This is a genomic window from Halomonas shengliensis (assembly GCF_900104135.1).
In the GTDB taxonomy this organism is placed as follows: domain Bacteria; phylum Pseudomonadota; class Gammaproteobacteria; order Pseudomonadales; family Halomonadaceae; genus Halomonas; species Halomonas shengliensis.
In genome coordinates this window covers 1-23663 of record NZ_FNIV01000004.1, presented here as the reverse complement: position 1 = coordinate 23663, position 23663 = coordinate 1, and the positions used below count along the sequence as shown (strand labels likewise).

General features: G+C 69.0%; 20 protein-coding genes and 2 tRNA genes. 15 read left to right on the top strand and 7 right to left on the bottom strand.

Annotation, left to right across the window (positions count from 1 at the left end; genetic code table 11):
• The 3 genes from BLP95_RS07000 to BLP95_RS06990 form a co-directional block, all read right to left on the bottom strand.
• A tRNA-Asp gene (locus tag BLP95_RS07000) sits at nucleotides 1-77 on the bottom strand.
• 39 nt (nucleotides 78-116) lie between these two features.
• Nucleotides 117-192 (bottom strand) — tRNA-Val (locus BLP95_RS06995).
• Nucleotides 193-281: 89 nt separating this feature from the next.
• A complete protein-coding gene (locus BLP95_RS06990) occupies nucleotides 282-1016 on the bottom strand; it encodes an alpha/beta family hydrolase (protein ID WP_342670384.1) in 735 nt (244 codons plus the stop codon).
• 164 nt (nucleotides 1017-1180) lie between these two features.
• On the opposite strand from BLP95_RS06990, the gene ccoN reads away from it, so the two are divergent.
• The 11 genes from ccoN to fnr all read left to right on the top strand — a co-directional run bounded on the left by ccoN (nucleotide 1181) and on the right by fnr (nucleotide 12182).
• Nucleotides 1181-2605 carry a cytochrome-c oxidase, cbb3-type subunit I gene (gene ccoN / locus BLP95_RS06985; RefSeq protein ID WP_089677692.1) on the top strand — a complete coding sequence of 475 codons (1425 nt, stop codon included), beginning with the start codon at nucleotides 1181-1183 and terminating at the stop codon, nucleotides 2603-2605.
• A 23-nt stretch (nucleotides 2606-2628) separates the two neighbouring features.
• Nucleotides 2629-3234: a cytochrome-c oxidase, cbb3-type subunit II gene (ccoO, locus tag BLP95_RS06980; protein ID WP_089677690.1), complete on the top strand. Its 606-nt coding sequence runs from the start codon at nucleotides 2629-2631 to the stop codon at nucleotides 3232-3234.
• 1 nt (nucleotide 3235) lies between these two features.
• Nucleotides 3236-3451, top strand: coding sequence for a CcoQ/FixQ family Cbb3-type cytochrome c oxidase assembly chaperone (locus tag BLP95_RS06975; protein ID WP_023004520.1), 216 nt, complete (start codon nucleotides 3236-3238; stop codon nucleotides 3449-3451).
• The gene (gene ccoP / locus BLP95_RS06970) at nucleotides 3448-4377 is read left to right on the top strand and encodes a cytochrome-c oxidase, cbb3-type subunit III (protein WP_089677688.1); all 930 of its coding nucleotides are present in this window, start codon (nucleotides 3448-3450) and stop codon (nucleotides 4375-4377) included. The genes BLP95_RS06975 and ccoP overlap by 4 nt, the downstream gene beginning before the upstream one ends.
• A 134-nt stretch (nucleotides 4378-4511) precedes the next feature.
• On the top strand, nucleotides 4512-5933 hold the full coding sequence (gene ccoG / locus BLP95_RS06965; RefSeq protein WP_245678704.1) for a cytochrome c oxidase accessory protein CcoG: 1422 nt from the start codon (nucleotides 4512-4514) through the stop codon (nucleotides 5931-5933).
• A 1-nt stretch (nucleotide 5934) separates the two neighbouring features.
• Nucleotides 5935-6438 (top strand): FixH family protein, encoded by a 504-nt coding sequence (locus BLP95_RS06960; protein ID WP_089677686.1) that lies wholly within the window; start codon nucleotides 5935-5937, stop codon nucleotides 6436-6438.
• Between the two features lie 7 nt (nucleotides 6439-6445).
• Entirely contained in the window at nucleotides 6446-8929 is a 2484-nt protein-coding gene (locus BLP95_RS06955) for a heavy metal translocating P-type ATPase (RefSeq protein ID WP_089677684.1), read from the top strand.
• The gene (gene ccoS / locus BLP95_RS17080) at nucleotides 8926-9180 is read left to right on the top strand and encodes a cbb3-type cytochrome oxidase assembly protein CcoS (protein WP_245678703.1); all 255 of its coding nucleotides are present in this window, start codon (nucleotides 8926-8928) and stop codon (nucleotides 9178-9180) included. Before BLP95_RS06955 ends, ccoS begins: the two co-directional genes overlap by 4 nt.
• The gene (locus BLP95_RS06945; protein ID WP_089677682.1) at nucleotides 9180-9887 is read left to right on the top strand and encodes a sulfite exporter TauE/SafE family protein; all 708 of its coding nucleotides are present in this window, start codon (nucleotides 9180-9182) and stop codon (nucleotides 9885-9887) included. The genes ccoS and BLP95_RS06945 overlap by 1 nt, the downstream gene beginning before the upstream one ends.
• A 90-nt stretch (nucleotides 9888-9977) precedes the next feature.
• On the top strand, nucleotides 9978-11309 hold the full coding sequence (locus BLP95_RS06940) for a radical SAM protein (RefSeq protein ID WP_176760245.1): 1332 nt from the start codon (nucleotides 9978-9980) through the stop codon (nucleotides 11307-11309).
• A gap of 129 nt (nucleotides 11310-11438) precedes the next feature.
• Nucleotides 11439-12182 carry a fumarate/nitrate reduction transcriptional regulator Fnr gene (gene fnr / locus BLP95_RS06935; RefSeq protein ID WP_089677679.1) on the top strand — a complete coding sequence of 248 codons (744 nt, stop codon included), beginning with the start codon at nucleotides 11439-11441 and terminating at the stop codon, nucleotides 12180-12182.
• Nucleotides 12183-12302: 120 nt separating this feature from the next.
• Here fnr and ttcA read toward each other — a convergent pair whose 3' ends face one another.
• From ttcA to BLP95_RS06920, 3 genes are all read right to left on the bottom strand, one after another.
• The gene (gene ttcA / locus BLP95_RS06930) at nucleotides 12303-13232 is read right to left on the bottom strand and encodes a tRNA 2-thiocytidine(32) synthetase TtcA (protein ID WP_089677676.1); all 930 of its coding nucleotides are present in this window, start codon (nucleotides 13230-13232) and stop codon (nucleotides 12303-12305) included.
• A gap of 81 nt (nucleotides 13233-13313) precedes the next feature.
• Nucleotides 13314-13940, bottom strand: coding sequence for a 3'-5' exonuclease (locus tag BLP95_RS06925; protein WP_089677674.1), 627 nt, complete (start codon nucleotides 13938-13940; stop codon nucleotides 13314-13316).
• A 34-nt stretch (nucleotides 13941-13974) separates the two neighbouring features.
• A complete protein-coding gene (locus BLP95_RS06920; RefSeq protein ID WP_089677672.1) occupies nucleotides 13975-15795 on the bottom strand; it encodes a DUF294 nucleotidyltransferase-like domain-containing protein in 1821 nt (606 codons plus the stop codon).
• Between the two features lie 542 nt (nucleotides 15796-16337).
• On the opposite strand from BLP95_RS06920, the gene BLP95_RS06915 reads away from it, so the two are divergent.
• From BLP95_RS06915 to BLP95_RS06900, 4 genes are all read left to right on the top strand, one after another.
• Nucleotides 16338-16598, top strand: a complete 261-nt coding sequence (locus BLP95_RS06915; RefSeq protein WP_089677671.1) for a DUF4212 domain-containing protein — start codon at nucleotides 16338-16340, stop codon at nucleotides 16596-16598.
• Between the two features lie 6 nt (nucleotides 16599-16604).
• Nucleotides 16605-18401 carry a sodium:solute symporter family protein gene (locus BLP95_RS06910; RefSeq protein ID WP_089677670.1) on the top strand — a complete coding sequence of 599 codons (1797 nt, stop codon included), beginning with the start codon at nucleotides 16605-16607 and terminating at the stop codon, nucleotides 18399-18401.
• A gap of 131 nt (nucleotides 18402-18532) precedes the next feature.
• Nucleotides 18533-19051 (top strand): hypothetical protein, encoded by a 519-nt coding sequence (locus BLP95_RS06905; RefSeq protein WP_089677669.1) that lies wholly within the window; start codon nucleotides 18533-18535, stop codon nucleotides 19049-19051.
• 66 nt (nucleotides 19052-19117) lie between these two features.
• Entirely contained in the window at nucleotides 19118-23062 is a 3945-nt protein-coding gene (locus BLP95_RS06900) for a hybrid sensor histidine kinase/response regulator (protein WP_089677668.1), read from the top strand.
• Between the two features lie 332 nt (nucleotides 23063-23394).
• Here the strand turns inward: BLP95_RS06900 and BLP95_RS16980 are convergent.
• Nucleotides 23395-23663: group II intron maturase-specific domain-containing protein (locus BLP95_RS16980; protein WP_281187375.1), on the bottom strand; the 269-nt coding region annotated here is incomplete at its 5' end.

Genomic DNA, 23663 nt, shown 5'->3' with positions numbered 1-23663 from the left:
TGGCGGACCGGACGGGACTCGAACCCGCGACCTCCGGCGTGACAGGCCGGCATTCTAACCAACTGAACTACCGGTCCGCAGCGTGTTACCTACGTGATTCGGGACTGCCGAGGCAGTGGTGGGTGGTACAGGGTTCGAACCTGTGACCCCCAGCTTGTAAGGCTGGTGCTCTCCCAGCTGAGCTAACCACCCCCGGTCACGTGGCGCTGCATTCTACAGGGGCGGCCTTCAATGTCAACGCTTTTCGTCCACCGGCGTCGACGAGCGCTTTGGCCGTGGATTCATTCACTTGCGCCGCGGACTGGCGTGGCCATGAAGGCGGCGATGGCGGCGGCCCCCTGGTCGATCAGCGCCGCCTGGGTGAGCCCTGAGGCGCGCCGCGGTTTCCAGTCGTGGTCACCATCCTCGAGCCAGTGCAGGCGCGCCACCGACGGCAACGCATAGCCCACCACCTCCTCCCGGGTGCCGAAGGGGTCCCGCGCGCCCTGCACCACCAGAGTGGGGCAGGCCAGCGCGGGCCAGTGATCGAGACGCAGGCGTTCCGGCCTGCGCGGCGGGTGGAAGGGGTAGCCACACAGCACCAGGCCCGCGGCACCGTCGCGGGCGGCGACCAGGCTGGCCACCCGACCGCCCAGGGACTTGCCGCCCAGCCACAGCGGCGGCAGCTCGGGGTGTGACAGAAGGTCGCACCAGGCGGTGAACTCCTCCACCAGGTGGTCGATGCGTGGCGGCGGACGGCGGCGCCCCTCCCGGCGCATCCGCTGCAGGTAGGCGAACTCGATGGCCAAAGTCTGCACCCCCTGGTCGGCCAGGGCCTCGCGCAGGCGTTGCAGGAACGTGGAATCCTGGCCGGCGCCCGCTCCGTGGGCGATCAGCAGGCGGCCGAGGCGCGGCTCGCCGCGCACCTCCAGGGGGCCATGGGGTAGCCACCAGCGCCCCGTTTCGCCGTCGATCAGGCGGTGGAGGCACTCGCTCGCGCCGATGGGGACGTCATCCCGACAGGCAGCATGTGACACAGAATCTCCTCGTGAGTTCTTGGGCTACGCCGATTGGCGTGTTCAGGATCATGCCCGGCTGGGGTAGAATCCACCGCGAATTGACCTGCATCATCCTCTGGGAGGCGGCGTCCGTGACAAACTGACGCAGCTTTATCTCCTACCGCGTTCGATGGGAACCCGACATGAGCACAGCACTTGAACACCCGACCTACAACTACAAGGTAGTTCGGCAGTTCGCGATCATGACCGTGGTCTGGGGCATCGTGGGCATGACACTCGGTGTCATCCTCGCCGCCCAGCTGGTCTGGCCCGAACTCAACCTCGGACTGCCGTGGACGAGCTTCGGCCGCCTGCGTCCGCTGCACACCAACGCCGTGATCTTCGCCTTCGGCGGCTCGGCACTCTTCGCCACCTCCTACTACGTGGTGCAGCGCACCTGCCAGACACGCCTGTTCTCGGACAGGCTGGCCGCCTTCACCTTCTGGGGCTGGCAGGCGGTGATCCTCTCCGCGGTGGTCAGCCTGCCGCTGGGCTACACCACCACCAAGGAGTATGCCGAGCTGGAGTGGCCGATCAACATCCTGATCGCCGTGGTCTGGATCAGCTACGCCATCGTGTTCCTGATGACCATCAAGCGCCGCCAGACCTCCCACATCTACGTGGCCAACTGGTTCTTCGCCGCCTTCATCCTGACGGTGGCGGTGCTGCACATCGTCAACAACGCGGCGATTCCCGTCACCGCCATGTACTCCACCTCCATCTACTCCGGCGCCATCGACGCCATGGTGCAGTGGTGGTACGGCCACAACGCGGTGGGCTTCTTCCTGACCGCCGGCTTCCTGGGGATGATGTACTACTTCGTGCCCAAGCAGGCCGAGCGTCCGGTCTACTCCTACCGGCTCTCCATCGTCCACTTCTGGGCGCTGATCATGGTCTACATGTGGGCCGGCCCGCACCACCTGCACTACACCGCCCTGCCCAACTGGGCGCAGTCGCTGGGCATGATCATGTCGATCATCCTGCTGGCCCCCTCCTGGGGCGGCATGATCAACGGCATGATGACCCTCTCCGGCGCCTGGCATAAGCTGCGCACCGACCCGACCCTGCGCTTCCTGGTGGTGGCCCTCTCCTTCTACGGCATGTCCACCTTCGAGGGTCCGATGATGGCGGTGAAGACCGTCAACGCCCTCTCCCACTACACCGACTGGACCATCGGTCACGTCCACGCCGGTGCCCTGGGCTGGGTGGCGATGATTACCATCGGCTCCATGTACCACCTGATCCCGCGCCTGTTCGGCCGCACCGAGATGCACTCGGTCAACCTGATCGCCGTGCACTTCTGGCTGGCCACCATCGGCACCGTGCTCTACATCGCCTCCATGTGGGTCAACGGCATCCTCCAGGGCCTGATGTGGCGCGCCATCAACCCCGACGGCACCCTGATGTACACCTTCGTCGAGGCCGTCGAGGCCAGTGGCCCGGGTTACATCGTGCGCCTGATCGGCGGCCTGTGCTGGGTCGTGGGCATGCTGATCATGGCCTACAACGTCACCATGACCGTCAAGCGCGGTGAGGGTGCTCGCCAGCCGCTTCCGCAGACCGCCTGAGCCTACAGGGAACGAGACTTCCAATGAGACACGAGATCGTCGAAAAGAACGTCGGCCTGCTCGCCGTGCTGATCCTGGTGGTGATCAGTTTCGGCGGCCTGGCCGAGGTGGTGCCGCTGTTCTTCCAGAAGCAGACCACGGAGCCGGTGGAGGGCTTAAAGCCCCTCTCGGCCCTGGAGCTCGAGGGGCGCGACATCTATCGCCGCGAAGGCTGCGTGGGCTGCCACTCCCAGATGGTGCGGCCGTTCCGCGCCGAGACCGAGCGCTACGGCCACTACAGCGTGGCCGGGGAGTCGGTCTACGACCACAACTTCCTGTGGGGCTCCAAGCGCACCGGGCCGGACCTGGCCCGCGTCGGCGGCCGCTACAGCGACGACTGGCACCGCGCCCACATGTACAACCCGCGTGACGTGGTCCCCGAGTCGATCATGCCCGCCTACCCGTGGCTGTTCGAGAACACCCTCGACGGCGAGGACACCCCGCGGAAGATGCGCGCCCTGCGTGCCCTGGGCGTGCCCTACACCGACGAGCAGATCGAGAACGCCACCCGCGAGGTACGCGGCGAGCAGGAGATCACCGCGCTGATCGCCTACCTGCAGCAGCTGGGCACCGTCCTCAAGGACCAATGACATGGATAGCGGCACCGTCAGCGGCATCGTCACCGGCATCCTGATCGTGACCTTCATCGGCATCACGGTGTGGGCCTACTCGAAGCGCCGCAAGCCGGACTTCGACGAGGCGGCCAACCTGCCCTTCGCCGACGATGACGAGCAACCGAACCGTGACACGAGCGCCTCGCCGAACGGGGCCGATTCCCGCAAGCACAAGGGAGACAGGAACACATGAACAATCTCTGGGGTGACTCCCTTTCCGGGTTCTGGAGCGCCTGGATCATCGTCATCACGCTGGGCTCCATCGGGATTGCCTTCTGGCTGCTCTACGCCAACCGCAAGACCGACAAGACCCCTGATGCCGAGGGTAACGTCGACACCACCGGCCACGCCGCCGACGGCATCGAGGAGTACGACAACCCGCTGCCGCGCTGGTGGTTCCAGCTCTACGTGGGCACCGTGATCTTCGCGCTGGGCTACCTGGTGCTCTACCCCGGCCTCGGCAACTTCGCCGGCGTGCTGGGCTGGAGCCAGGAGAGCCAGTGGGAAGAGGAGGTCGAGCGCGCCGAGGAGCGCTTCACGCCGATCTTCGCCCAGTACCAGGAGGTGCCGATCCCCGAGCTCGCCCAGGACGCCGAGGCGATGCAGGTGGCCGAGCGCATCTACCTCAACAACTGCGCGGTATGCCACGGCTCCGGTGCCCAGGGCGGCTACGGCTTCCCCAACCTGACCGACGACGAGTGGCTCTACGGTGGCGAGCCGGAGAACATCCTGGCGACCCTCAACAACGGCCGCAACGGTCTGATGCCCTCCTGGCAGCAGCTCGGCGAGGAGAACATCGAGAACGTCACCCAGCACGTGCTCGCGCTCTCCGGCAACGAGCATGACGCCGAGCGCGCCGAGAGTGGCGCGGCCACCTTCGCCTCGGTGTGTGCCGCCTGCCACATGCCCGACGGCACCGGCAACCAGGCGCTGGGTGCCCCCAACCTGACCAACGACATCTGGCTCTACCTGCAGCCCGGCCAGGAGGTCGCCGACTCGGTGCGCCAGACCCTGCGCAACGGCCGCAACGGCCACATGCCGGCCCAGGCCGCCTACATCGGCGAGGAGCGCGTCCACCTGGTGGCCGCCTACGTCTACAGCCTGCGCGACCAGGACTGAGACACCCCCCCATGAGGCACGGAGAGGGTGCGACGCCAGGTCGCACCCTTTCTCGTTTGTGCGGTGCGTCGATACAATAGGCGCGTCCCGGCCCGAGCCCGTTCGGACCTCACCCTTCCTGCCGTGAGCCAGCCATGAGCGACAAGATCCCCACCCGTGATGTCACCCCCTCCTCGGCGGAGACGGTGAAGCAGGAGATGTACGCCCGCCGTCGCCATATCTACGTGCGCGAGATCAAGGGCCTGTTCCAGAAGGTCCGCCGCAGCGCCAACTGGGCGCTGATGCTGGCCTTCTTCGTGCTGCCCTGGGTGCCCTGGGGGGATCGGCCGGCGGTCTGGTTCGACCTGCCGGGCCGCGAGTTCCATATCCTCGGCGCCACCTTCTACCCCCAGGAGTTCATGCTGCTCTCCTGGCTGCTGATCATCTGCGCCTTCGGCCTGTTCTTCATCACGGTGTTCGCCGGCCGCGTGTGGTGCGGCTACACCTGCCCGCAGAGCGTCTGGACCTTCCTGTTCATCTGGGTCGAGCATCGCCTGGAGGGGTCGCGCAACCGCCGCATCAAGCTCGACAGGCAGCCGATGAACGCCGACAAGCTGTGGCGCAAGTCCGCCAAGCACGCCATCTGGCTGTTGATCGCCCTGGCCACCGGCATCACCTTCGTCGGCTACTTCACCCCCATCCGCGACCTGGTGGTGGAGCTGCCGACCCTCGAGGCCCACGGCTGGTCCTACTTCTGGGTCGGCTTCTTCCTGATCTTCACCTACCTTAACGCCGGCTGGCTGCGCGAGCAGGTGTGCATCTACATGTGCCCCTATGCCCGCTTCCAGTCGGTGATGTTCGACCGCGACACCCTGATCGTCTCCTACGACGCCGCCCGCGGCGAGCCGCGCGGCGCCCGCAAGAAGAGCCTCTCCCACGCCGAGGCCCGCGAGGCCGGCCACGGCGACTGCATCGACTGCGACCTCTGCGTGCAGGTCTGCCCCACCGGCATCGACATCCGCGACGGCCTGCAGTACGAGTGCATCACCTGTGCCGCCTGCATCGACGCCTGCGACAGCGTGATGGACAAGATGGGCTACCCGCGCGGGCTGATCCGCTACACCACCGAGAACGCCCTGGAGGGCAGGCCGACGCACATCCTGCGCCCGCGCCTGATGGGCTACCTCGCCGCCCTGCTGGTGATGATCGGGCTCTTCGTGTGGGCGGTCGGCGACCGGACCCCGCTGGACTTCGACCTCGAGCGTGACCGCAACCGGCTCTTCCAGGCCACCGCCGACGGCCGCATCAGCAACGCCTACACGCTGACGGTCCGCAACCTGGACGGCGAGGCGCATGCCTATCGCATCGAGGCCTCGGGCCTGCCCGGCCTGGCGCTCGACGCCGACAGCATCCGGGTGCCGGCCAGCGACTCACGCCAGCGGGTGATCACCCTCAGCGCCCCGGCCGAGGCCATCGAGCAGCCGAGCCACGCCATCACCCTGCGACTGACCGCCGAGGCGGCCCCCGACATCAGCCTGGAGCGCGAGGCGCGCTTCCTCGGTGACCTGCGGAGATAAGATGAGCGACGACATCAAGCCCTGGTACAAGCAGTTCTGGCCCTGGTTCCTAATCGGCCTGCTGCTCTCCTCGATCACCTTCAGCCTGATCTACCTGGCATTCTCGATCCGTTTCTACGACGGCTCGGTGGGGGGCGACTACTACGAGCGCGGCCTGGCGATCAACGAGCAGCTCGCCAAGCAGGAGCACGCCCAGGCGCTGGGCCTCGCCGCCCGCCTGCGGGTGGACAACCGCACCGGCGACGTGGTGGTCGACCTCGCCGGCCCGCGCCAGCCCGAGCGGTTGCACCTGGCACTGATCTTCCCCACCGACAGCGACTTCGATCGCGAGCTGACCCTCCAGCATGTCCGCGAGGGCCGCTACGTCACCACCCTGGACGAGCCGCTGCGCCACCGCTGGTACCTGCAGCTGCAGCCCGAGGCCGGCGAAGGGGCCGAATGGCGGCTGACCGGCGAGGCCAGCTTCCCCAGCGACGACGAGGCCGAGCTGGAGCCGGGCCTCTAGCCCCGCGATGAGCGAGAACGCCGACACGCCCCAGGCGCGCCCCTGCTACCACTGCGGCACCCCGGTGCCCGCGGGGGCCCCCTGGTCGATCACTCTGGACGACAGCCGCCATCCGCTGTGCTGCCCCGGCTGCGAGGCGGTGGCCCACGCCATCGTCGACGGCGGCCTGGCCAGCTACTACCGTTTCCGCACCGAGCTGCCGGAGCGTCCCGAGGATCGTGATGCCGCCCGCGCCGAGACCTGGGCGGTGTTCGACGACCCCGGCCTGCAGCGCCAGTTCGTGCATCCCGAGGGCGACGACAGCGGCCGCGTCCACGCCACCCTGGCGGTGGACGGCATCACCTGCGCGGCCTGCGCCTGGCTGATCGAGCATCGCCTCAACGCCCTGCCGGGGCTGGCCTCCAGCGCGGTCAACCTCAGCCACCACCGGGTGCGGGTGAGCTGGGACCCGCAGCGCCTCAGGCTCTCGCAGATCCTCGCCGAGCTGGCGGCCATCGGTTACCAGGCCCAGCCCTGGGAGCCCGACGAGGCCCAGGCGCGCCTGCAGCGCGAGGAGCGCATGACCGTGCGGCGGCTGATCGTCGCCGCGGTGGGCATGGCCCAGGTGATGATGTTCTCGATCCCCATCTACGTGGCGGGCCCCGGGGAGATCAGCGCCGACTTCAACGCGCTGTTCCACTGGCTCTCCTTCGCCCTGGCGACCCCGGTGGTCTTCTTCTCAGCTCTGCCCTTCTTCCGCAACGCGCTGCGCGACCTGCGCACCCGGGTGCTGGGCATGGACGTGCCGGTCTCCATCGCCATCGGCGGCGCCTACCTGGCCAGCGGCTATGCGGTGCTCGCCGGCCAGGGGGAGGTCTACTTCGACTCGGTGGCGATGTTCACCTTCTTCCTGCTCTTCGGCCGCTACGTGGAGGCGCGCGCCCGGCGTCGCAGCGGCCATACCGGCAACGCCCTGGCCGGCGCCCTGCCCCTCTCGGCGATCCGCCTCACCGCGGCGGGGGAGGAGCGCATCCTGCCGGCCGGCGAACTCGCCGCCGGCGACCGGGTGCTGGTCAAGCCGGGCCACGCCGTGCCCGCCGACGGCGTGGTCGAGGAGGGCGAATCGAGCCTCGACGAGTCGATGCTCACCGGCGAGTACCTGCCGGTGACCCGCGGCGTCGGCGACACCGTCACCGGTGGCAGCCACAACGTGGAGAGCCCGCTGGTGGTGCGGGTCACCCACGCCGGCCGCGACGCCCGGGTCTCCGGCATCGTCGACCTCACCGACCGCGCCTTCGCCAGCCGCCCGCGCCTGGCCCAGATGGCCGCGCGCATGGCCCACCTGTTCGTGCTGCGCCTGCTGTTCGTGGCCCTCGGTGTGGCCATCGTGTGGTGGTTCATCGACCCCTCCCGGGTGCTGTGGATCACCCTCTCGGTGCTGGTGGTGACCTGCCCCTGTGCCCTGGCGCTGGCCACCCCCACGGCGCTCACCGCCGGCCACGGCCAGCTGCGCCGGCGCGGCGTGCTGGTGACCCGTGCCGACGCCATCGAGGCGCTTTCCCAGGTCGACCGAGTGATCCTCGACAAGACCGGCACCCTGACCACAGGGTGCATGAGCCTGGTGGAGACGCGCCCGCTGGGCGAGCTCGACGCCGGCACGGCGCGGCGCCTGGCCGCCGCCCTGGAGGCGCGCTCCGAGCACCCCATCGCGCGCGCCTTCCAGCCCTCCCGCGATGCCAGCCGGCGCGCCGAGGATGTCGTCAGCCGTCCCGGCCAGGGCCTCGAGGGACGCATCGAGGGCCGCGCCTGGCGCCTGGGCCGGCCCGACTTCGCCGCCCCGGCCAGCCCCCCGGCCGCCCCCGGGGAGGGGCAGTGGCTGCTGCTCGCCGAGGCCGGCGAGCCGCGCTGCTGGTTCCGCCTGCAGGACCAGGTGCGCGAGGACGCCGCCGAGGCCATCGCCGCCCTGGCCGCACAGGGCCTGGCCGTGGAGCTGCTCTCCGGCGACACCCCGGCGGCGGCCGAGGCGCTGGCCGCGCGCCTCGGCATCGGCACCGCCGAGGGCGGCGCCAGCCCCGAGCGCAAGCTCGAGCGCATCCGCGAGTGCCAGGCCGACGGCGAGAAGGTGGCCATGGTGGGCGACGGCATCAACGACGTGCCGGTGCTGGCCGGCGCCGATGTCGCCATCGCCATGAACGGCGCCACCGACCTGGCCCGCACCAGCGCCGACGCCATCCTGCTGAGCCCGCGCCTGACGCGCATCCCCGAGGCGGTGGCGCTGTGCCGCGCCACCCGGCGAGTGATGCGCCAGAACATGCTATGGTCGGTGGTCTACAACGCCTCGGCGATGCCGCTGGCCGCGATCGGCCTGGTGCCGCCCTGGCTGGCCGCCATCGGCATGTCGGCCAGTTCCCTGGTGGTGGTGGGCAATGCCCTGCGCCTCAATCGCTTCCGCGGCCCCCGCGCCGGCGGCGCCGCGGCCCCGACCGCATCCTCCCGGGAGGCCAACGCATGAGCATCCTCTACCTGCTGATCCCGCTCTCGCTGATCCTGCTGGGACTGGCCGTGTGGGCCTTCTTCTGGGCGGTGAAGCACGACCAGTTCGAGGACCTGGAGGGACCGGCCTACCGTATCCTCTTCGATGACGACGACAACGACCGCCCCGCCGAGCCGCGCCGGAGCGGGGAAGCCCGGGACGACACCGGCGACGACACCGGCGACGGCGCCGAGTCGCCGGCCGCGGGTCCCGACGACGAGGGGCGTTGATGGACCCCACCGGGCTCGACTTGCCGCCGCTCGCCGCGGCCTTCGTCTTCGGGCTGCTGGGCGGCGCCCACTGCATCGGCATGTGCGGCGGCATCATGAGTGCCCTGACCTTCGCGGTGCCCCCCAGCATGCGCCACCCGGCACGCCTCACCGGCCTGTTGCTGGGCTACAACCTGGGACGCATCGCCAGCTACATGATCGCCGGTGCCCTGGCGGCGGCGCTGGGTACCCTGCTCTCGCTGACCGCCCCCGCCCGCCTCGTCCTGCAGGGGCTCGCCGCGCTGATGCTGATCCTGATGGCGCTGTATATCGCCGACTGGTGGAAGGGGCTGCTCAGGGTCGAGGCGCTGGGCCGACGCCTGTGGCGCCATCTGGAGCCGGTCGGGCGGCGGCTGATGCCGGTGGTCAGGGTGCCCCAGGCGGTGGCGCTGGGCGCGGTGTGGGGCTGGCTGCCCTGCGGCCTGGTCTACTCCATGCTGGCCTGGAGCCTGGCGGTGGCCGACCCGCTGCACGGCGCGGCGCTGATGGTCGCCTTCGGGCTCGGCACCCTGCCGGCGCTGCTGGCCACCGGCCTCGCCGCCCGCCAGCTCGCCGGCCTGATCCGCCACCCGGCGACCCGCACTCTGGCCGCGCTGTCGATCATCGCCTTCGCCCTCTGGCAGCTGTGGACGCTGCTGCCCGTCCACTCGGGTTTCCGCGCCGGTTAGCGACTATTCCACGCCGGATTGACGCAGCTCAACGCCGGTCGGGCCGCGCACCCCTAGCATGAGAGCATGCCCACAACCCGGAGCCTGCCCATGTCCGTCCCTGCCCAGCGCCCCCCGGCCGCCGATCCCGACGGGACCCTGCCGTCGACCGGCGGTGGCGACCTGGTCGCGGCGGCCCAGGTTTGCACGCCGCCCCCGCGGGACTACCGCCCCGAGATCGGCGACGCCGCCTTGGAGGAGGCCCTGGCCGGCCGTCCCGCCGAGGCCCCGCTGGCGCTCAAGGTGCGCCTGCCCTTCTGCCGCCAGGCCTGCCGCTTCTGCGCCAGCCGGCGCGTGCCCTCCCGGGACAGCCGCCAGGCCGAGCCCTACCTGTCGCGGCTCGACCGCGAGATGGTGCTGGCGCGACGTCGCCTGACGGGGCTGCCGGCGGTGACGCGCCTGCACTGGGGCGGCGGCGCCCCCGCCTTCCTGGCCCTGGACCAGATGAGCGACCTCTTCGACCGCCTCGACGCCCGCTTCGGGCTCTCCGGCGCCCGGGAGCGCGACTTCAGCATCGAGCTCGACCCCCGCGAGGCGGACATGCTTACCCTGCGCCACCTCCAGGCGCTGGGCTTCAACCGCCTGACGCTGGGCGTGGCGGAACTCGACCCGCGCGTGCAGCAGGCGATCAACCGCGTACAGCCCCGCGCCCTGACCGAGGCGCTGGTGGACGAGGCGGACCGCCTGGGCTTCCGCGAGCTGACGCTCTCGGTGATGCTCGGCCTGCCCTTCCAGACCCCGGCGGGCCTCGCCGATACCCTCGAGCAGCTGATCGCCATGGCGCCGGCGCGGATCCGCCTCACCCGCTACGACCACCACCCCGAGCGCCACCCCGACCAGCGCGCCATCCACCGCGACTGGTTGCCCGATGCCGCCAGCCGGGGCCGGCTGGTGGCCGAGGCCCGCCAGCGCCTGGCCGCGGCCGGCTATGTGCATGTCGGCCTCGGCCTGCACGCCCGCCCCGACGACCGCCTGGCCCGGGCGCTGGCCGATGCCACGCTCGGCCACGGCCCGCTGGGCTTCTCCGCGGGCCCCGCCGGCGACCTGCTGGGCCTGGGGGTGGGGGCGACCACGCGGCTGGGCGATCTCTGGGTGCGCAACGCCGAGGCCCTCGGCGACTACGAGGCCGCCCTCGACGCCGGTCGGCTGCCCACCGCCGCCGGCTGCCGCCTCGACGACGCCGGCCACCGACGCCGGGCGATCCTCGAGGGGCTGCTCGGCGGCCAGGGCCTGCCACGGGAGGAGACGATCGGCGAGGGCCTGCCGGCGCTGCTCGCCGAGGGGCTGATGGAGCGCCTCGGCGAGACCCTGCGCCTGACCGAGGCGGGGCGCTGGCGGCTGCCGCGGGTGCTGGAGGGCCTGGGCGTCCTGCCGAAGGCCTGACGCCGAAACACATCCGGCGAACGGCGCCGGAGACAGCGCCTGGCGAGCCCTACCCCTTTCGGGGTGGTTTGCCCTGCCCGTGCTTTGCTCCATAATGGCGCCATGACCACGATCAAGAAGGAAAGGGCCATGGCGGACACCCTCACCGGCCGACGGCGTTCGGTGCTGCAGGAGACGCGCTGTCAGACCTGCAGCCTGAGCTCGCTCTGCCTGCCGCTGGCACTGGAGGTGGAGGACATGGACCAGTTCGACGCCATCATCCGCCGCCGGGCGCCACTCAAGAAGGGCGAGGCGCTGTTCCGCCAGGGCAGCCCCTTCACCAGCGTCTTCGCGGTGCGCTCGGGGAGCCTCAAGCAGGTCACCACCGAAGGCAGCGGCGAGGACCAGCTGACCAACTTCTACCTGCCCAGCGAGCTGGTGGGCCTCGACGGCATCGACGAGGAGCACTACCCCGGTACCGTGGTGGCGCTGGAGACCACCACCGTCTGCGAGATCCCCTTCGATCGCCTGGATCACCTCTCCGAGTCCCTGCCGGAGCTGCGCGGCCAGCTCTACCGCAGCATGAGCAAGGAGCTGCGTGACGACCGTCGCATGATGCGCCTGCTGTCGCGCAAGACCGCCGACCAGCGCCTGGCCAGCTTCTTCACCAGCCTCTCCGAGCGCTTCCGCCGCCGCGGCTACTCGCCCTACAGCTTCCGCCTCTCCATGTCCCGGGCCGACATCGGCAACTACCTGGGGCTGGCGGTGGAGACGGTGAGCCGTATCCTGGGCCGCTTCCAGAGCCAGGGGCTGGTGGCCGTCTCTGGCCGCGAGGTCAATATCCTCGACCTGCCGGCGCTGACCCGCCTGGCCGAGGAGGAAGGCGCGCACTAAAGCTGGAAGCCAGCATGATGATGCGACAGCCGTAATACGACACACCCCCCGCAGCCAGGCTGCGGGGGGTGTTTTTCTTCCAGCTTCACACTTCCAGGCGCGAAGCGCCGCTCTTCAAGCTTAGAGCTCTTGCTGGATATCGATCCGGTTGGCCATCAGCGCCGCCTGCTTCGCCTCCAGTCCGGCGAAGTCGAAGAGCTCGCGGTCGGCCAGCTGGGAAGGGGCGACATTGGTCACCGCCTTGAACATGCTCTCCAGGCGCCCGGGGTGCTTGGCCTCCCACTCGGCGAGCATCTCCTTGACCACCTGGCGCTGCAGGTTGGGCTGGGAGCCACACAGGTTGCAGGGGATGATGGGGAAGGCCATGCGCCGGGCGAACTCGGCGATGTCCGCCTCGCGGCAGTAGGCGAGCGGCCGGATCACCATGTTGCGGCCGTCGTCGGAGAGCAGCTTGGGAGGCATCGCCTTGAGGCTGCCGGCGAAGAAGAGGTTGAGGAAGAGCGTCTCGAGGATGTCCTCGCGATGGTGCCCCAGGGCGATCTTGTTGGCGCCGATCTCCTCGGCGAAGCCGTAGAGCGAGCCGCGGCGCAGTCGCGAGCAGAGCGCACAGGTGGTCTTGCCCTCGGGGGTCTTCTCCTTGACCACCGAGTAGGTGTCGCGCTCGAGGATGTGATACTCGACGCCGATGCCGTCCAGGTACTCGGGCAGCACGTGCTCGGGGAAGCCCGGCTGCTTCTGGTCGAGGTTGACGGCCACCAGCGAGAAGTCCACCGGGGCGTTGCGCTGCAGGCTGCGCAGGATCTCCAGCAGGGTGTAGCTGTCCTTGCCGCCGGAGAGGCACACCATCACCCGGTCGCCATCGTGGATCATGCCGTAGTCGATGATGGCGTTGCCCACCTGGCGCCGCAGGCGCTTGTGCAGCTTGTTGAACTCGCGTTTCTCGCGGGCGTCCGGGGCCTCGGCGGCCGGCTTCTGGTCGGGGCTGGCGGAAGCGGGCGTCGCGGGAGCACCCTGATGCTCGCGGGGGTCGAAGGTCACGGCGTCTTGCATGGGTCTTGGCGCTGCCAGTGCGGGCGAAAGTGGAGAGGGCGCCATCCTACCATCGGCGGCGCCCTCAGGCGACGCCGCCGCTCAGGCCAGCTGGTCGCCGGACTCGAGGCCGCGCTCCAGGCGCAGGAACATCAGCGCGGTGGTCACCGCGTCGCCCAGGGCGGTGTGGCGACCCATCACCGGCACGCCGAGGCGCTCCGCCACCCGCTCGAAGCGCGGCTGGCCGTCGATCTCCGGGTGGCGACGACGCAGCCGGCGGCGCCACAGCTGGGCCACGTCCACGGTGGCGTTGGGCAGCTCGAAGCCGAAGCGCGGCCTGAGCTCGCGGTTGAGGATCGCCAGGTCGAAGTCCAGGTGCCAGCCCACCAGCGGCCGGTTGCCGACGAAGTCGAGCAGCCGGGCCAGGGCCGCTTCGACGCTCTCGCCGTTGGCCAGGTCCACGCCGCGCAAGCCGTGGATGCGGATGGAGTCGCCGGTGAGCGAGGCGGGACGCGCCAGGCGCAGGTCGAGGGAGTCGCTGGTCAGGATGCGGTCACCGCGCACGCGCACCGCGGCGATCGACACCAGCTCGGCGCTGCGGGTGTCCAGGCCGGTGGTCTCGGTGTCGATCACCACCATCTCGTCGCCGGTATAGGGGTGAAACAGCCAGGCGTATTCGCCATCGGCGTGGCGGCGCCGGTCCGCGGCGCGCCTCAGGACCTTGAGCATGACGGTCTCCTTGTGTCGTTGTCGTTCCGTCGGGTCATGAATACTCCAGGTGGAAGCGGTGGGAGAGGCGCTGCTTGAAGTCCTTGACAATATGCAGCGCCTCGCGCAGTAGGTCGCGCTCCAGGGAGGAGAGTTCCTGGACCACCACGCGGTCGGGGCGGGTGTCCTCGGCGTCGCCCTCGCGGCGCGCCAGCTGCTGGCGCAGGCGCAGCTCGGTGAACAGCGACAGCGCCTCGGCCAGGTCCTCGGCGAAGCGCGCCTCCAGCCGGCCGTCCTCGGCCAGGGCGTCGAGGCGCTCCAGGGTCGAGGTGGGGCGGATGCCGCGCTCCAGCGCCATCACCCGCACCCCGTGGACGATGGGGAAGATGCCGCCCTTCTTGATGTCGATGCCGTGCTGGGGCTTCTTCAGGGAGCCGAACAGGGTCAGCGGCGTGGAGAAGCGCAGGGCGGTGCGAGCGAAGTAGGAGAGCAGCAGCTCGTTGCCGGCACACTGGGCGAAGAGGTCGTCGCGCACTCGGTCGAGCAGCGCCGGGTTGCCCGCCACCGCATGGGCGTCGAGCATGATGGCGAGCTTCATCAGGCTGTCGCCGTCGCGGACCTCGATCCAGCGGGCGATGCGTCGCCGCCACTGGCTCACCGTGCCCACCCACTCGGGGTTGGAGACCATGATGTTGCCGGGACAGGGCGGGTAGCCCAGCTCGATAAGGGTCTCGGTGAGGCGCTGCATCTGCTCGGCACAGTCGGGCCAGTCGAGGTCGTCGGCGAGGATCAGGCCGTTGTCCTGGTCGGTCTTGAGGATCTGCTCGCCGCGACCCTCGCTGCCCATCACCATCAGGCAGCTGTCGCCGTGGTAGCGCTCGTCCACCAAAAAGCCCCAGGCCTTGTTGATGATGCGCCCGTTGAGCGCGGCCAGAAGCCCCATGGCGAAGCGCAGCTTGACCCCCTGGGCCATCAGCGCCCGCACCAGCTCAGGGGTGCGGCGGCTGGCGGCGGCCAGCGCCTCCAGGCTCTCCGCCTGCTCCACCTGCAGGCTCACCACGTAGCTGCGGCTGGAGAAGTAGCTGAGCACGTCGGTCAGCTCCACCACCCCCGTCGGCGCCTCGCCCTGCATCACCACCACCCGCTCCACCTTGTGGCGGGTCATGATCACCAGCGCCTCGAACAGGTACTGGCCCGGGGCCACGGTGATCAGCTCGGCATGCCCCAACCCCTCCAGCGGGCAGTCGCGGCCGCGCTCGTCCACCACCAGGGCGTTGAGCAGGTCGGTCTTGGTGACCATGCCGTGGCCATCGTCCCGGGCCACCAGCAGCGAGTCGGCGTGGCGCTCGTTGATGGTCGCCACCGCCTCGGCGATGGTGGTGGTGGCCGGCACCACCAGCGGCTCGCGCATGCACTCGTCCACCGTCGCGAGCATGAAGCCGGCCATGGTCACCCCGCCTTCGGCACGCTGCTCGGTGAGCAGCCGCGTCTTGTGGGCCAGGGTCTGGCGGAAGAATTCGGCGAAGGGCGGGTAGTCGTCGCACAGCGCCAGGAAGAGGGCGCTGGGCAGCAGGTAGCAGAGACTCTCCTGCTCGGCGCGGAAGCGGTAGCGACTCTTGCCGTTGAGGATGCTGATGGCCCCGAACAGGTCGCCCTGGGTGTAGTGGCCGATACGCTCCCGGGCCGCGGGCTGGGTGGTGTCGATCTCGGCCACCTCGCCCTTGTGGATCAGGAAGACGTATTCGCCGGGCTGGCCCGCCTCGAGGATGATCTCGTCGCGGTCGAAGTAGGCCAGGTCGACACCCTGACGCACCCGATCGCGACCGGCGTCGTCGAGCAGCGTGAAGGGCGGCTGGGAGAGATCGAGATCGACCATGGCATGACCTCACGGATCATCGCCGCATCCCGAGCCCCGGGAGCGGGACCCACACACGGCGGCGACATTGTTATTGGTGTCCGCAGGCGTGATCGGCAGTGGCTCGAGCCGACGACACATCGGTGCGTGAAAGGAGCATAACAACCGCCACGCCCACCCGGTAAGCTAGACGATCGTCTCCCCCGCCGACCGTCTAGACCTTGGTCCAATCCTGCGGCACACCCCTAGACAAAGGTCCAATCGAGCCGAGATATACCATCGTTCTATGCCGCCTTACGCCCTCCGCCTATTTTCCGCCCTACCCTCTCTCAACCGACTGAAATAAAAGAGATCGTTGGAAAGGCATTGAATCGCTTTCCTCTCATGATACGAAAGTCTGGGATTCATTTTCGCCACTCATTGACCACTATCCACCTGAATCATGCAGGGCAATCGCACGCCACCACTGCGCCTTCCGGTCCGGGGCCGTGCGATTGCTCTGGTGATCCTCCAACCACCGACTGCGCAAGTTCCCTAGCTCAACAACAAGTGGAGAACACGACATGGCAGAAGAGAAAATCGACTCAACGGAATACTGGAAGGCCAACGTCCGCCTGATCGCGGGCTGCCTGGTCGTCTGGGCCTTCGTCTCCTATGGCTGCGCCATCCTGTTCCGGCCGCTGCTGGCCGGCATCCCGGTGGGCGGGACCGATCTGGGCTTCTGGTTCGCCCAGCAGGGCTCGATCCTCACCTTCATCTGCCTGATCTTCTTCTACGCCTGGCGCATGAACCAACTCGACAAGAAATTCGGCCTCGGGGAGTAACCAAGAATGAGTCAATTTGCCATCAACCTGCTGTTCGTAGGGGCCTCGTTCGCCCTCTACATCGGCATCGCGATCTGGGCCCGAGCGGGCTCGACGAAGGACTTCTATGTCGCGGGCGGCGGCGTCCATCCGGTGACCAACGGTATGGCCACCGCCGCCGACTGGATGTCCGCCGCGTCGTTCATCTCCATGGCCGGCCTGCTGGCCTCCGGAGGCTACGCCAACTCCACCTTCCTGATGGGCTGGACCGGCGGCTACGTCATCCTGGCCATGCTGCTGGCGCCCTACCTGCGCAAGTTCGGCAAGTTCACGGTGCCGGACTTCATCGGTGACCGCTTCTACAGCAAGACGGCACGCCTGGTGGCCGTGGTCTGCCTGATCGTCGCCTCGGTGACCTACGTCATCGGCCAGATGACAGGTGCAGGCGTGGCCTTCTCGCGCTTCCTCGAAGTGCCCAACACCGCCGGCATCTGGATCGCCGCGGCCATCGTCTTCCTCTACGCCGTGTTCGGCGGCATGAAGGGCATCACCTATACCCAGGTGGCCCAGTACATCGTGCTGATCATCGCCTACACCATCCCGGCGGTGTTCATCGCCATGCAGCTGACCGGCAACCCGATCCCCATGTTCGGGATGTTCAGCACCCACACCGAGTCCGGCCTGCCGCTGCTGGAGAAGCTCGACGATGTGGTCAACGCCCTGGGCTTCCGCGACTACACCGCGGACGTCGACAACAAGCTCAACATGGTGCTCTTCACCCTCTCGCTGATGGTGGGTACCGCGGGCCTGCCCCACGTCATCATCCGCTTCTTCACCGTGCCGCGGGTCGCCGACGCACGCTGGTCCGCCGGCTGGGCGCTGGTGTTCATCGCCCTGCTCTACCTCACCGCCCCCGCCGTGGGCTCCATGGCACGCCTCAACCTGATGACCACCGTCTATCCGGAGATGGCCGGCCAGGTCGAGGACTACGAGGCGGCCGCCGGTGATGCCATCCTCTACGAGGAGCGTCCCAACTGGGTGCGCACCTGGGAGGAGACCGGGCTGATCACCTTCACCGACAAGAACGACGACGGCCGCATCCAGTTCTACAACGACGGCAACGAGGCCTTCGCCGACACCGCCGAGGCACGCGGCTGGGAAGGCAGCGAACTCACCGTCAACAACGACATCCTGGTACTCGCCAACCCCGAGATCGCCAACCTGCCCGGCTGGGTCATCGGCCTGATCGCCGCCGGCGGTATCGCGGCCGCCCTCTCCACCGCCGCGGGCCTGCTGCTGGCCATCTCCTCGGCGATCAGCCACGACCTGATCCGCAGCATGATCAACCCCAACATCACCGAGAAGGGCGAGATGCTGGCGGCTCGGATCTCCATGGCCGGCGCCATCCTGCTGGCGACCTACCTGGGCCTCAACCCGCCGGGCTTCGCCGCCCAGACGGTGGCACTCGCCTTCGGTATCGCCGGCGCCTCGCTGTTCCCGGCGCTGATGATGGGGATCTTCTCCAAGCGGGTGAACAACAAGGGCGCGGTCGCCGGCATGCTGACCGGTCTGGTCCTGACCCTGCTCTACATCTTCACCTACCTGGGCTGGTTCTTCGTGCCGGGCACCAACATGCTGCCCAACACCCCGGACAACTGGATCCTGGGCATCTCGCCGCTCTCCTTCGGCGCGGTGGGTGCGATCTTCAACTTCACGGTCGCCTACCTGGTGTCCAACGCCACCGAGGAGCCGCCCCAGGAGATCCAGGACCTGGTGGAGAGCGTTCGCTATCCCAAGGGCGCCGGCACGGCCACCGGCCACTGACCTGTCGCCCCGTCTGAGCCATAATGGCTCGCCTGGCCCGGTTCGCCGGGCCGGTCAACCCCCTACCGATCGGGCTTCCTCAGGGAAGCCCGATTGCGTTGCACACTTCCCTATCACGACAAGGATGACCCATGATTTGGCACTTGATCGCGGCGGTCTTCGCCGGCCTCGGCGCGGCGGGCATCGGCCTGCTGCTGAGAACCCTGAGCGGCAAGCGCCTGCCGCGCTGGATCATCCCCGCCCTGGCGGGCCTGGGCATGCTGGGCTACCAGATCCAGACCGAGTACAGCTGGTACGAGCACAAGCGCAGCCTGCTGCCCGACAGCGCGCGGGTGGTGCAGGTCGAGCAGGACGCCATGTTCTGGCGCCCCTGGACCTACCTCTTCCCCATGACCACCGGCTTCAGCGTGGTCGATACCCAGAGCATGTCGGTGCAGGAGCAGGAGGGCGAGAGGCGGGTCGAGTTCCTGCTCTACCGTTTCGAGAAGCAGGTCCAGGACCGGGTCAGCCACCAGGCCTGGCTGATGAACTGCGCCACCCGCGAGACCCTGCCGCTGGAGGGGGAGGCACGCGAGCCGCGCCTGGACGAGATGCGCCGGCTCGGCGAGCAGGCCCCGCTCTACCGCGCCCTCTGCGAGGAGAGCGACTGACCCGGGCGCCTGCCCTCCGGCGAGCCATTGCCCTAGAATGGGCGCCGACACCCAGGGAGGAAGCTCATGTTCTCAGGCTGGCTGCTGGTCGCCATCTCGCTGCTCTACATCGCCGTGCTGTTCGGCATCGCCTGGCGCGGCGACCGCCACGCGAGGCGCCACGGTGCCAGCCAGCGGCGGCCGATCATCTACAGCCTGGCGCTGGCCATCTACTGCACCTCCTGGACCTTCTACGGCGCGGTGGGCCAGGCCGCCAGCGGCGGCTGGTCCTTCGCCAGCATCTACGTCGGGCCGATCCTCACCTTCCTGCTGTTCTGGCCGGTGCTGGCCAAGATGATCCGGGTGGCCAAGCACCAGAACGTCACCTCCATCGCCGACTTCATCGCCTCGCGCTACGGCAAGGCTCAGTCCCTGGCCGCCTTCGCCAGCCTGGTGGCGCTGATCGGCACCCTGCCCTACATCGCCCTGCAGCTGAAGGCGGTGGCCACTTCCTTCAGCGTGCTGACCGCCGACACCGACGCCACCACCGCACCGCTGTTCGCCGATACCGCCTTCTACGTGGCGCTGGTGATGGCCGCCTTCGCCATCCTCTTCGGCACCCGCCACACCGATGCCACCGAGCACCATGAGGGCCTGATCCACGCCGTGGCCTTCGAGTCGCTGGTCAAGCTGGTGGCCTTCGTCACCCTGGGCGCCTACGTCACCTGGGGGATGTTCGACGGCCTGGGCGACCTGCTGGCCCACGCCGAGACCCAGCTGGAGCTGCAGCGCCAGCTGGCCGAGCAGGACTTCGGCCGCAGCTTCTGGGCCCAGACCCTGCTGGCCATGCTGGCGATCCTCTGCCTGCCCCGCCAGTTCCATGTCGCGGTGGTGGAGAACACCCACCGCGACGACGCGCGCACCGCGCGCTGGCTGTTCCCACTCTACCTGCTGGCCTTCGCCTTCTTCGTGGTGCCCCTGGCCGCCGCCGGCCTGACCCTGTTCGCCGGCGGCGACGTGGAGCCGGACACCTTCGTGCTGGCGCTGCCCCTGGCCGCCGACAGCACCTGGCTGACCCTGCTCACCTTCATCGGCGGCTTCTCGGCGGCCACCGGCATGGTGATCGTCGCCGCGGTGGCGGTATCGATCATGATCTCCAACGAGATCGTCATCCCGGCGCTGTTCCGCCTGCGCTGGTTCGACACCAAGGCCCGCGACTATGGCCGGCTGGTCCTGCGTGCGCGTCGCATCACCATCGGCGCGGTGCTGGCCATGGCCTACGGCTTCTACCAGCTGATCGGCGAGTTCACCTCGCTGGCCTCTATCGGGATGCTGTCGTTTGCCGCCGCCGCCCAGTTCGCCCCGGCGCTGATCGGCGGGCTCTACTGGAAGCGCGGCAACCGCCTGGGGGTGATCGTGGGCATGAACGCCGGCTTCGCCATCTGGGCCTACAGCCTGCTGATGCCGGCGATGATCACCGCCGGGGTCCTGCCGGGGAGCTGGATGAGCGGCGGCCCCTTCGGCGTCGCCTGGCTCGCCCCCACCTCGCTGTTCGGCCTCAACGTGGGTGACGGCTTCACCCATGGGGTGATGCTCTCGCTGGGGGTCAACCTGTTCTGCTACATCTTCGTCTCCCAGGTCACCTCCCAGCGGGTGGTGGAGCGCATCCAGGCCTCGCTGTTCGTCGACAGCGTCGAGACCCGCCAGACCTCGGTGAACCGCCCCTGGACCGGCGCCACCACGGTGGGCGACCTCAAGGTGCTGTGCGAACGCTTCCTGGGCGCCCACCAGGTGAGCCGCGCCTTCGACGACTACGCCCGGCGCAGCGGCAAGCCGCTGGAGGACGGCACCCGCGCCTCCATCGACGTCATCCAGTTCACCGAACGCTTCCTGGCCTCGGTGCTCGGCGCCTCCTCGGCGCGCATCGTGGTCAACTCGGCGCTGCAGGGGCGCGGCATCGGCATCTCCGACGTGATCTCCATCGTCGACGAGGCCTCCCAGGTGCTGGAGTTCAACCGCGCCCTGCTCCAGGCCACCATCGAGAACATCAACCAGGGCATCAGCGTGGTGGACCAGAACCTGCGCCTGGTGGTGTGGAACCAGCGTTACCTGGAGCTGTTCCGCTTCCCCGACCATCTGATCCGGGTGGGCGCGCCGATCGACAAGATCTTCCGCTACAACGCCCACAACGGCGAGTACGGCCCCGGCGACCCCGAGGAGCACGTCCAGCTGCTGCTCGACAACATTCGCGAAGGCCAGCCCCACCGCTACGTGCGCTACCGCCAGGACGGCAGCGTGCTGGAGGTGCAGGGCAACCCCATGCCCGGCGGCGGCTTCGTCTACACCTACCAGGACATCACCCAGCAGAAGCGCATCGAGGAGGCGCTGATCCGCTCGGAGAACAACATCCGCATCTACACGGACAACGTCCCCGCGCTGATCGCCTACTTCGACAAGGAGTGCCGCTACCTCTTCACCAACCGCGCCTACGAGCAGGCCTTCGGCATCGACCGCAACGCGGTGATCGGCAAGCGGGTGCAGGAGGTGATCCCCGACGAGATGGCCCGCGAGCGGGAGCCCTGGATCGCGCAGGCGCTCTCCGGCGAGCGGGTCAGCTTCGAGGTCTCGCTGCGCCTCCCCGAGGGGCGGCGCTACATGCTGGTGACCTACACCCCCCACTTCGGCGACAGCGGCGCGATACTCGGCTTCTTCGCCCTCTACCAGGACATCACCGAGCGCCGCCTGGCGGAGATCGCCCTCAAGGAGACCAACGAGACCCTGGAGGAGCGGGTTCGCGAGCGCACCCAGGCGCTCTCCGAGGCCAACGCCGCCCTGCGCCAGGAGAACCGCGTGCGCGCGGAGGCGGAGCAGGCGCTGCGCCAGGCCAAGCAGGTGGCCGAGGATGCCAACGCCTCCAAGACCCGCTTCCTGGCCGCCGCCAGCCACGACCTGCTACAGCCGCTCAACGCCGCGCGGCTGTTCACCTCGGCGCTCTCCCAGGAGATGGACGCCGACGACATGAAGCGCACCATCGGCCATATCGACGGCTCGCTGCAGGCCGCCGAGGAGCTGCTCGGCACCCTGCTCGACATCTCCAAGCTGGATGCCGGCGCCCTCACCCCACGGCGCAGCCACTTCGCCCTGGCCGACATCTTCCGCCCGCTGCGCGCCGAGTTCGAGGTGATGGCCGAGGATCGCGGCCTCGACCTGGTGGTGGTGCCGACCCGCCAGTGGGTCGACAGCGATGCCCAGATGCTGCGCCGGATCATCCAGAACTTCCTGTCGAATGCCATCCGCTACACCCAGGAGGGGCGCGTGCTGCTGGGCTGCCGCCGCCAGGGCGACCGCCTCTCCATCCAGGTGTGGGACTCCGGCCCCGGCATCCCGGCCTCCAAGCAGGCGGAGATCTTCCAGGAGTTCCGCCGCCTCGACCAGGCCTCGCGTCACAAGGAGAGCGAGAAGGGACTGGGGCTCGGCCTCTCCATCGCCGACCGCATGAGCCGGGTGCTGGACCACCCCATCCGGGTGCACTCGCGGGAGGGCCACGGCACCATGTTCGCGGTCAGTGTGCCGGTGGTGGCGCCGCGTAGCGAGGCGGAGCAGGCCGAGGAGGCCGCCGCCCCGCGCCGGGCCGGCAACAAGCTCGCCGGCACGCGCATCCTGTGCATCGACAACGAGACGCTGATCCTCGAGGGGATGAAGGCGATGCTCTCCGGGTGGGGCTGCGAGGTGTTCACCGCCACCTCCATCGGCGGCGCGAAGTCGGTGCTGCGCCACCTCGACGGCGACCCCGACGCGATCCTCGCCGACTACCACCTGGACAACGAGGTCACCGGCCTGATGGCCCTGGAGGCCCTCGGCGAACGGTTGGCCGGCGCGGTGCCCGGTATCGTGATCACCGCCGACCGCACCGAGGAGGTGGCCGAGGAGGTCAAGCGCGCCGGCTACCAGCTGCTGCTCAAGCCGGTGCGCCCCGCCGCCCTGCGCGCCCTGCTAACCCGCACCCTGCAGGCCAGCCGGGCGGCGAAGTAGAAGATAGAAGGCGTTCGTCGCTCGAATGTTGCAGCGAGAGGCGCCGGGGGCAGGTCTGGAGGGGGTCCGAGGACCAGGGGTAAGGAGCATTGCTCCGAACGGGCTGGCCAAGGATGGCCAGCACCGGACCTGCAAGCGAAGCGGGACACGAGAGCGAAGCAGGGCCGAGGTAGCGCCCAGGGAGGGGTTCACAGCGCCCCCGATCAGACCTGTCGCCGGGACAGCCTCGAGCTACTGAAGTGGTCCTCGGCACCTACCACATCGGGTAGGGTCCGGGGTCACCCCCGGAGCCCTCCCACACCACCGGGCATACGGTTCCGTACCACGGCGGTTCACGAAGAACGGCTAAGCCCTCTTACCGTATCCAGCACCGAGATTAACCCACGCTGAGCGAACCAGCGGTTGGGCAAGGCGTGGCGCAGGTGCAGCGCACCCGCATTCCACCAAGGGCCTCGCCCGTTTACCGATGATTTCCAGGCGCGCTGTGGATCTAGGCCCAGCGCCAGGAGCTTACGACACCGGGTTCGCGGACGTTTCCATTGCCGCCAGATCACATCGCGCAATCGGCGGCGTATCCATTGATCCAGCGCTTCCAGCGGTC

Bases quoted from the DNA above. Each gene is read 5' to 3' on its own strand.
- BLP95_RS06905 (WP_089677669.1), top strand. From the start codon at position 18,533: ATGATTTGGCACTTGATCGCGGCGGTCTTCGCCGGCCTCGGCGCGGCG.
- BLP95_RS06975 (WP_023004520.1), top strand. From the start codon at position 3,236: ATGGATAGCGGCACCGTCAGCGGCATCGTCACCGGCATCCTGATCGTG.
- BLP95_RS06955 (WP_089677684.1), top strand. From the start codon at position 6,446: ATGAGCGAGAACGCCGACACGCCCCAGGCGCGCCCCTGCTACCACTGC.
- BLP95_RS06940 (WP_176760245.1), top strand. From the start codon at position 9,978: ATGTCCGTCCCTGCCCAGCGCCCCCCGGCCGCCGATCCCGACGGGACC.
- BLP95_RS06925 (WP_089677674.1), bottom strand. From the start codon at position 13,940: ATGCTCAAGGTCCTGAGGCGCGCCGCGGACCGGCGCCGCCACGCCGAT.
- BLP95_RS06900 (WP_089677668.1), top strand. From the start codon at position 19,118: ATGTTCTCAGGCTGGCTGCTGGTCGCCATCTCGCTGCTCTACATCGCC.
- BLP95_RS06910 (WP_089677670.1), top strand. From the start codon at position 16,605: ATGAGTCAATTTGCCATCAACCTGCTGTTCGTAGGGGCCTCGTTCGCC.
- ccoS (WP_245678703.1), top strand. From the start codon at position 8,926: ATGAGCATCCTCTACCTGCTGATCCCGCTCTCGCTGATCCTGCTGGGA.
- fnr (WP_089677679.1), top strand. From the start codon at position 11,439: ATGGCGGACACCCTCACCGGCCGACGGCGTTCGGTGCTGCAGGAGACG.
- ttcA (WP_089677676.1), bottom strand. From the start codon at position 13,232: ATGCAAGACGCCGTGACCTTCGACCCCCGCGAGCATCAGGGTGCTCCC.
- ccoG (WP_245678704.1), top strand. From the start codon at position 4,512: ATGAGCGACAAGATCCCCACCCGTGATGTCACCCCCTCCTCGGCGGAG.
- BLP95_RS06945 (WP_089677682.1), top strand. From the start codon at position 9,180: ATGGACCCCACCGGGCTCGACTTGCCGCCGCTCGCCGCGGCCTTCGTC.
- BLP95_RS06960 (WP_089677686.1), top strand. From the start codon at position 5,935: ATGAGCGACGACATCAAGCCCTGGTACAAGCAGTTCTGGCCCTGGTTC.
- BLP95_RS06915 (WP_089677671.1), top strand. From the start codon at position 16,338: ATGGCAGAAGAGAAAATCGACTCAACGGAATACTGGAAGGCCAACGTC.
- ccoN (WP_089677692.1), top strand. From the start codon at position 1,181: ATGAGCACAGCACTTGAACACCCGACCTACAACTACAAGGTAGTTCGG.
- BLP95_RS06920 (WP_089677672.1), bottom strand. From the start codon at position 15,795: ATGGTCGATCTCGATCTCTCCCAGCCGCCCTTCACGCTGCTCGACGAC.
- ccoP (WP_089677688.1), top strand. From the start codon at position 3,448: ATGAACAATCTCTGGGGTGACTCCCTTTCCGGGTTCTGGAGCGCCTGG.
- ccoO (WP_089677690.1), top strand. From the start codon at position 2,629: ATGAGACACGAGATCGTCGAAAAGAACGTCGGCCTGCTCGCCGTGCTG.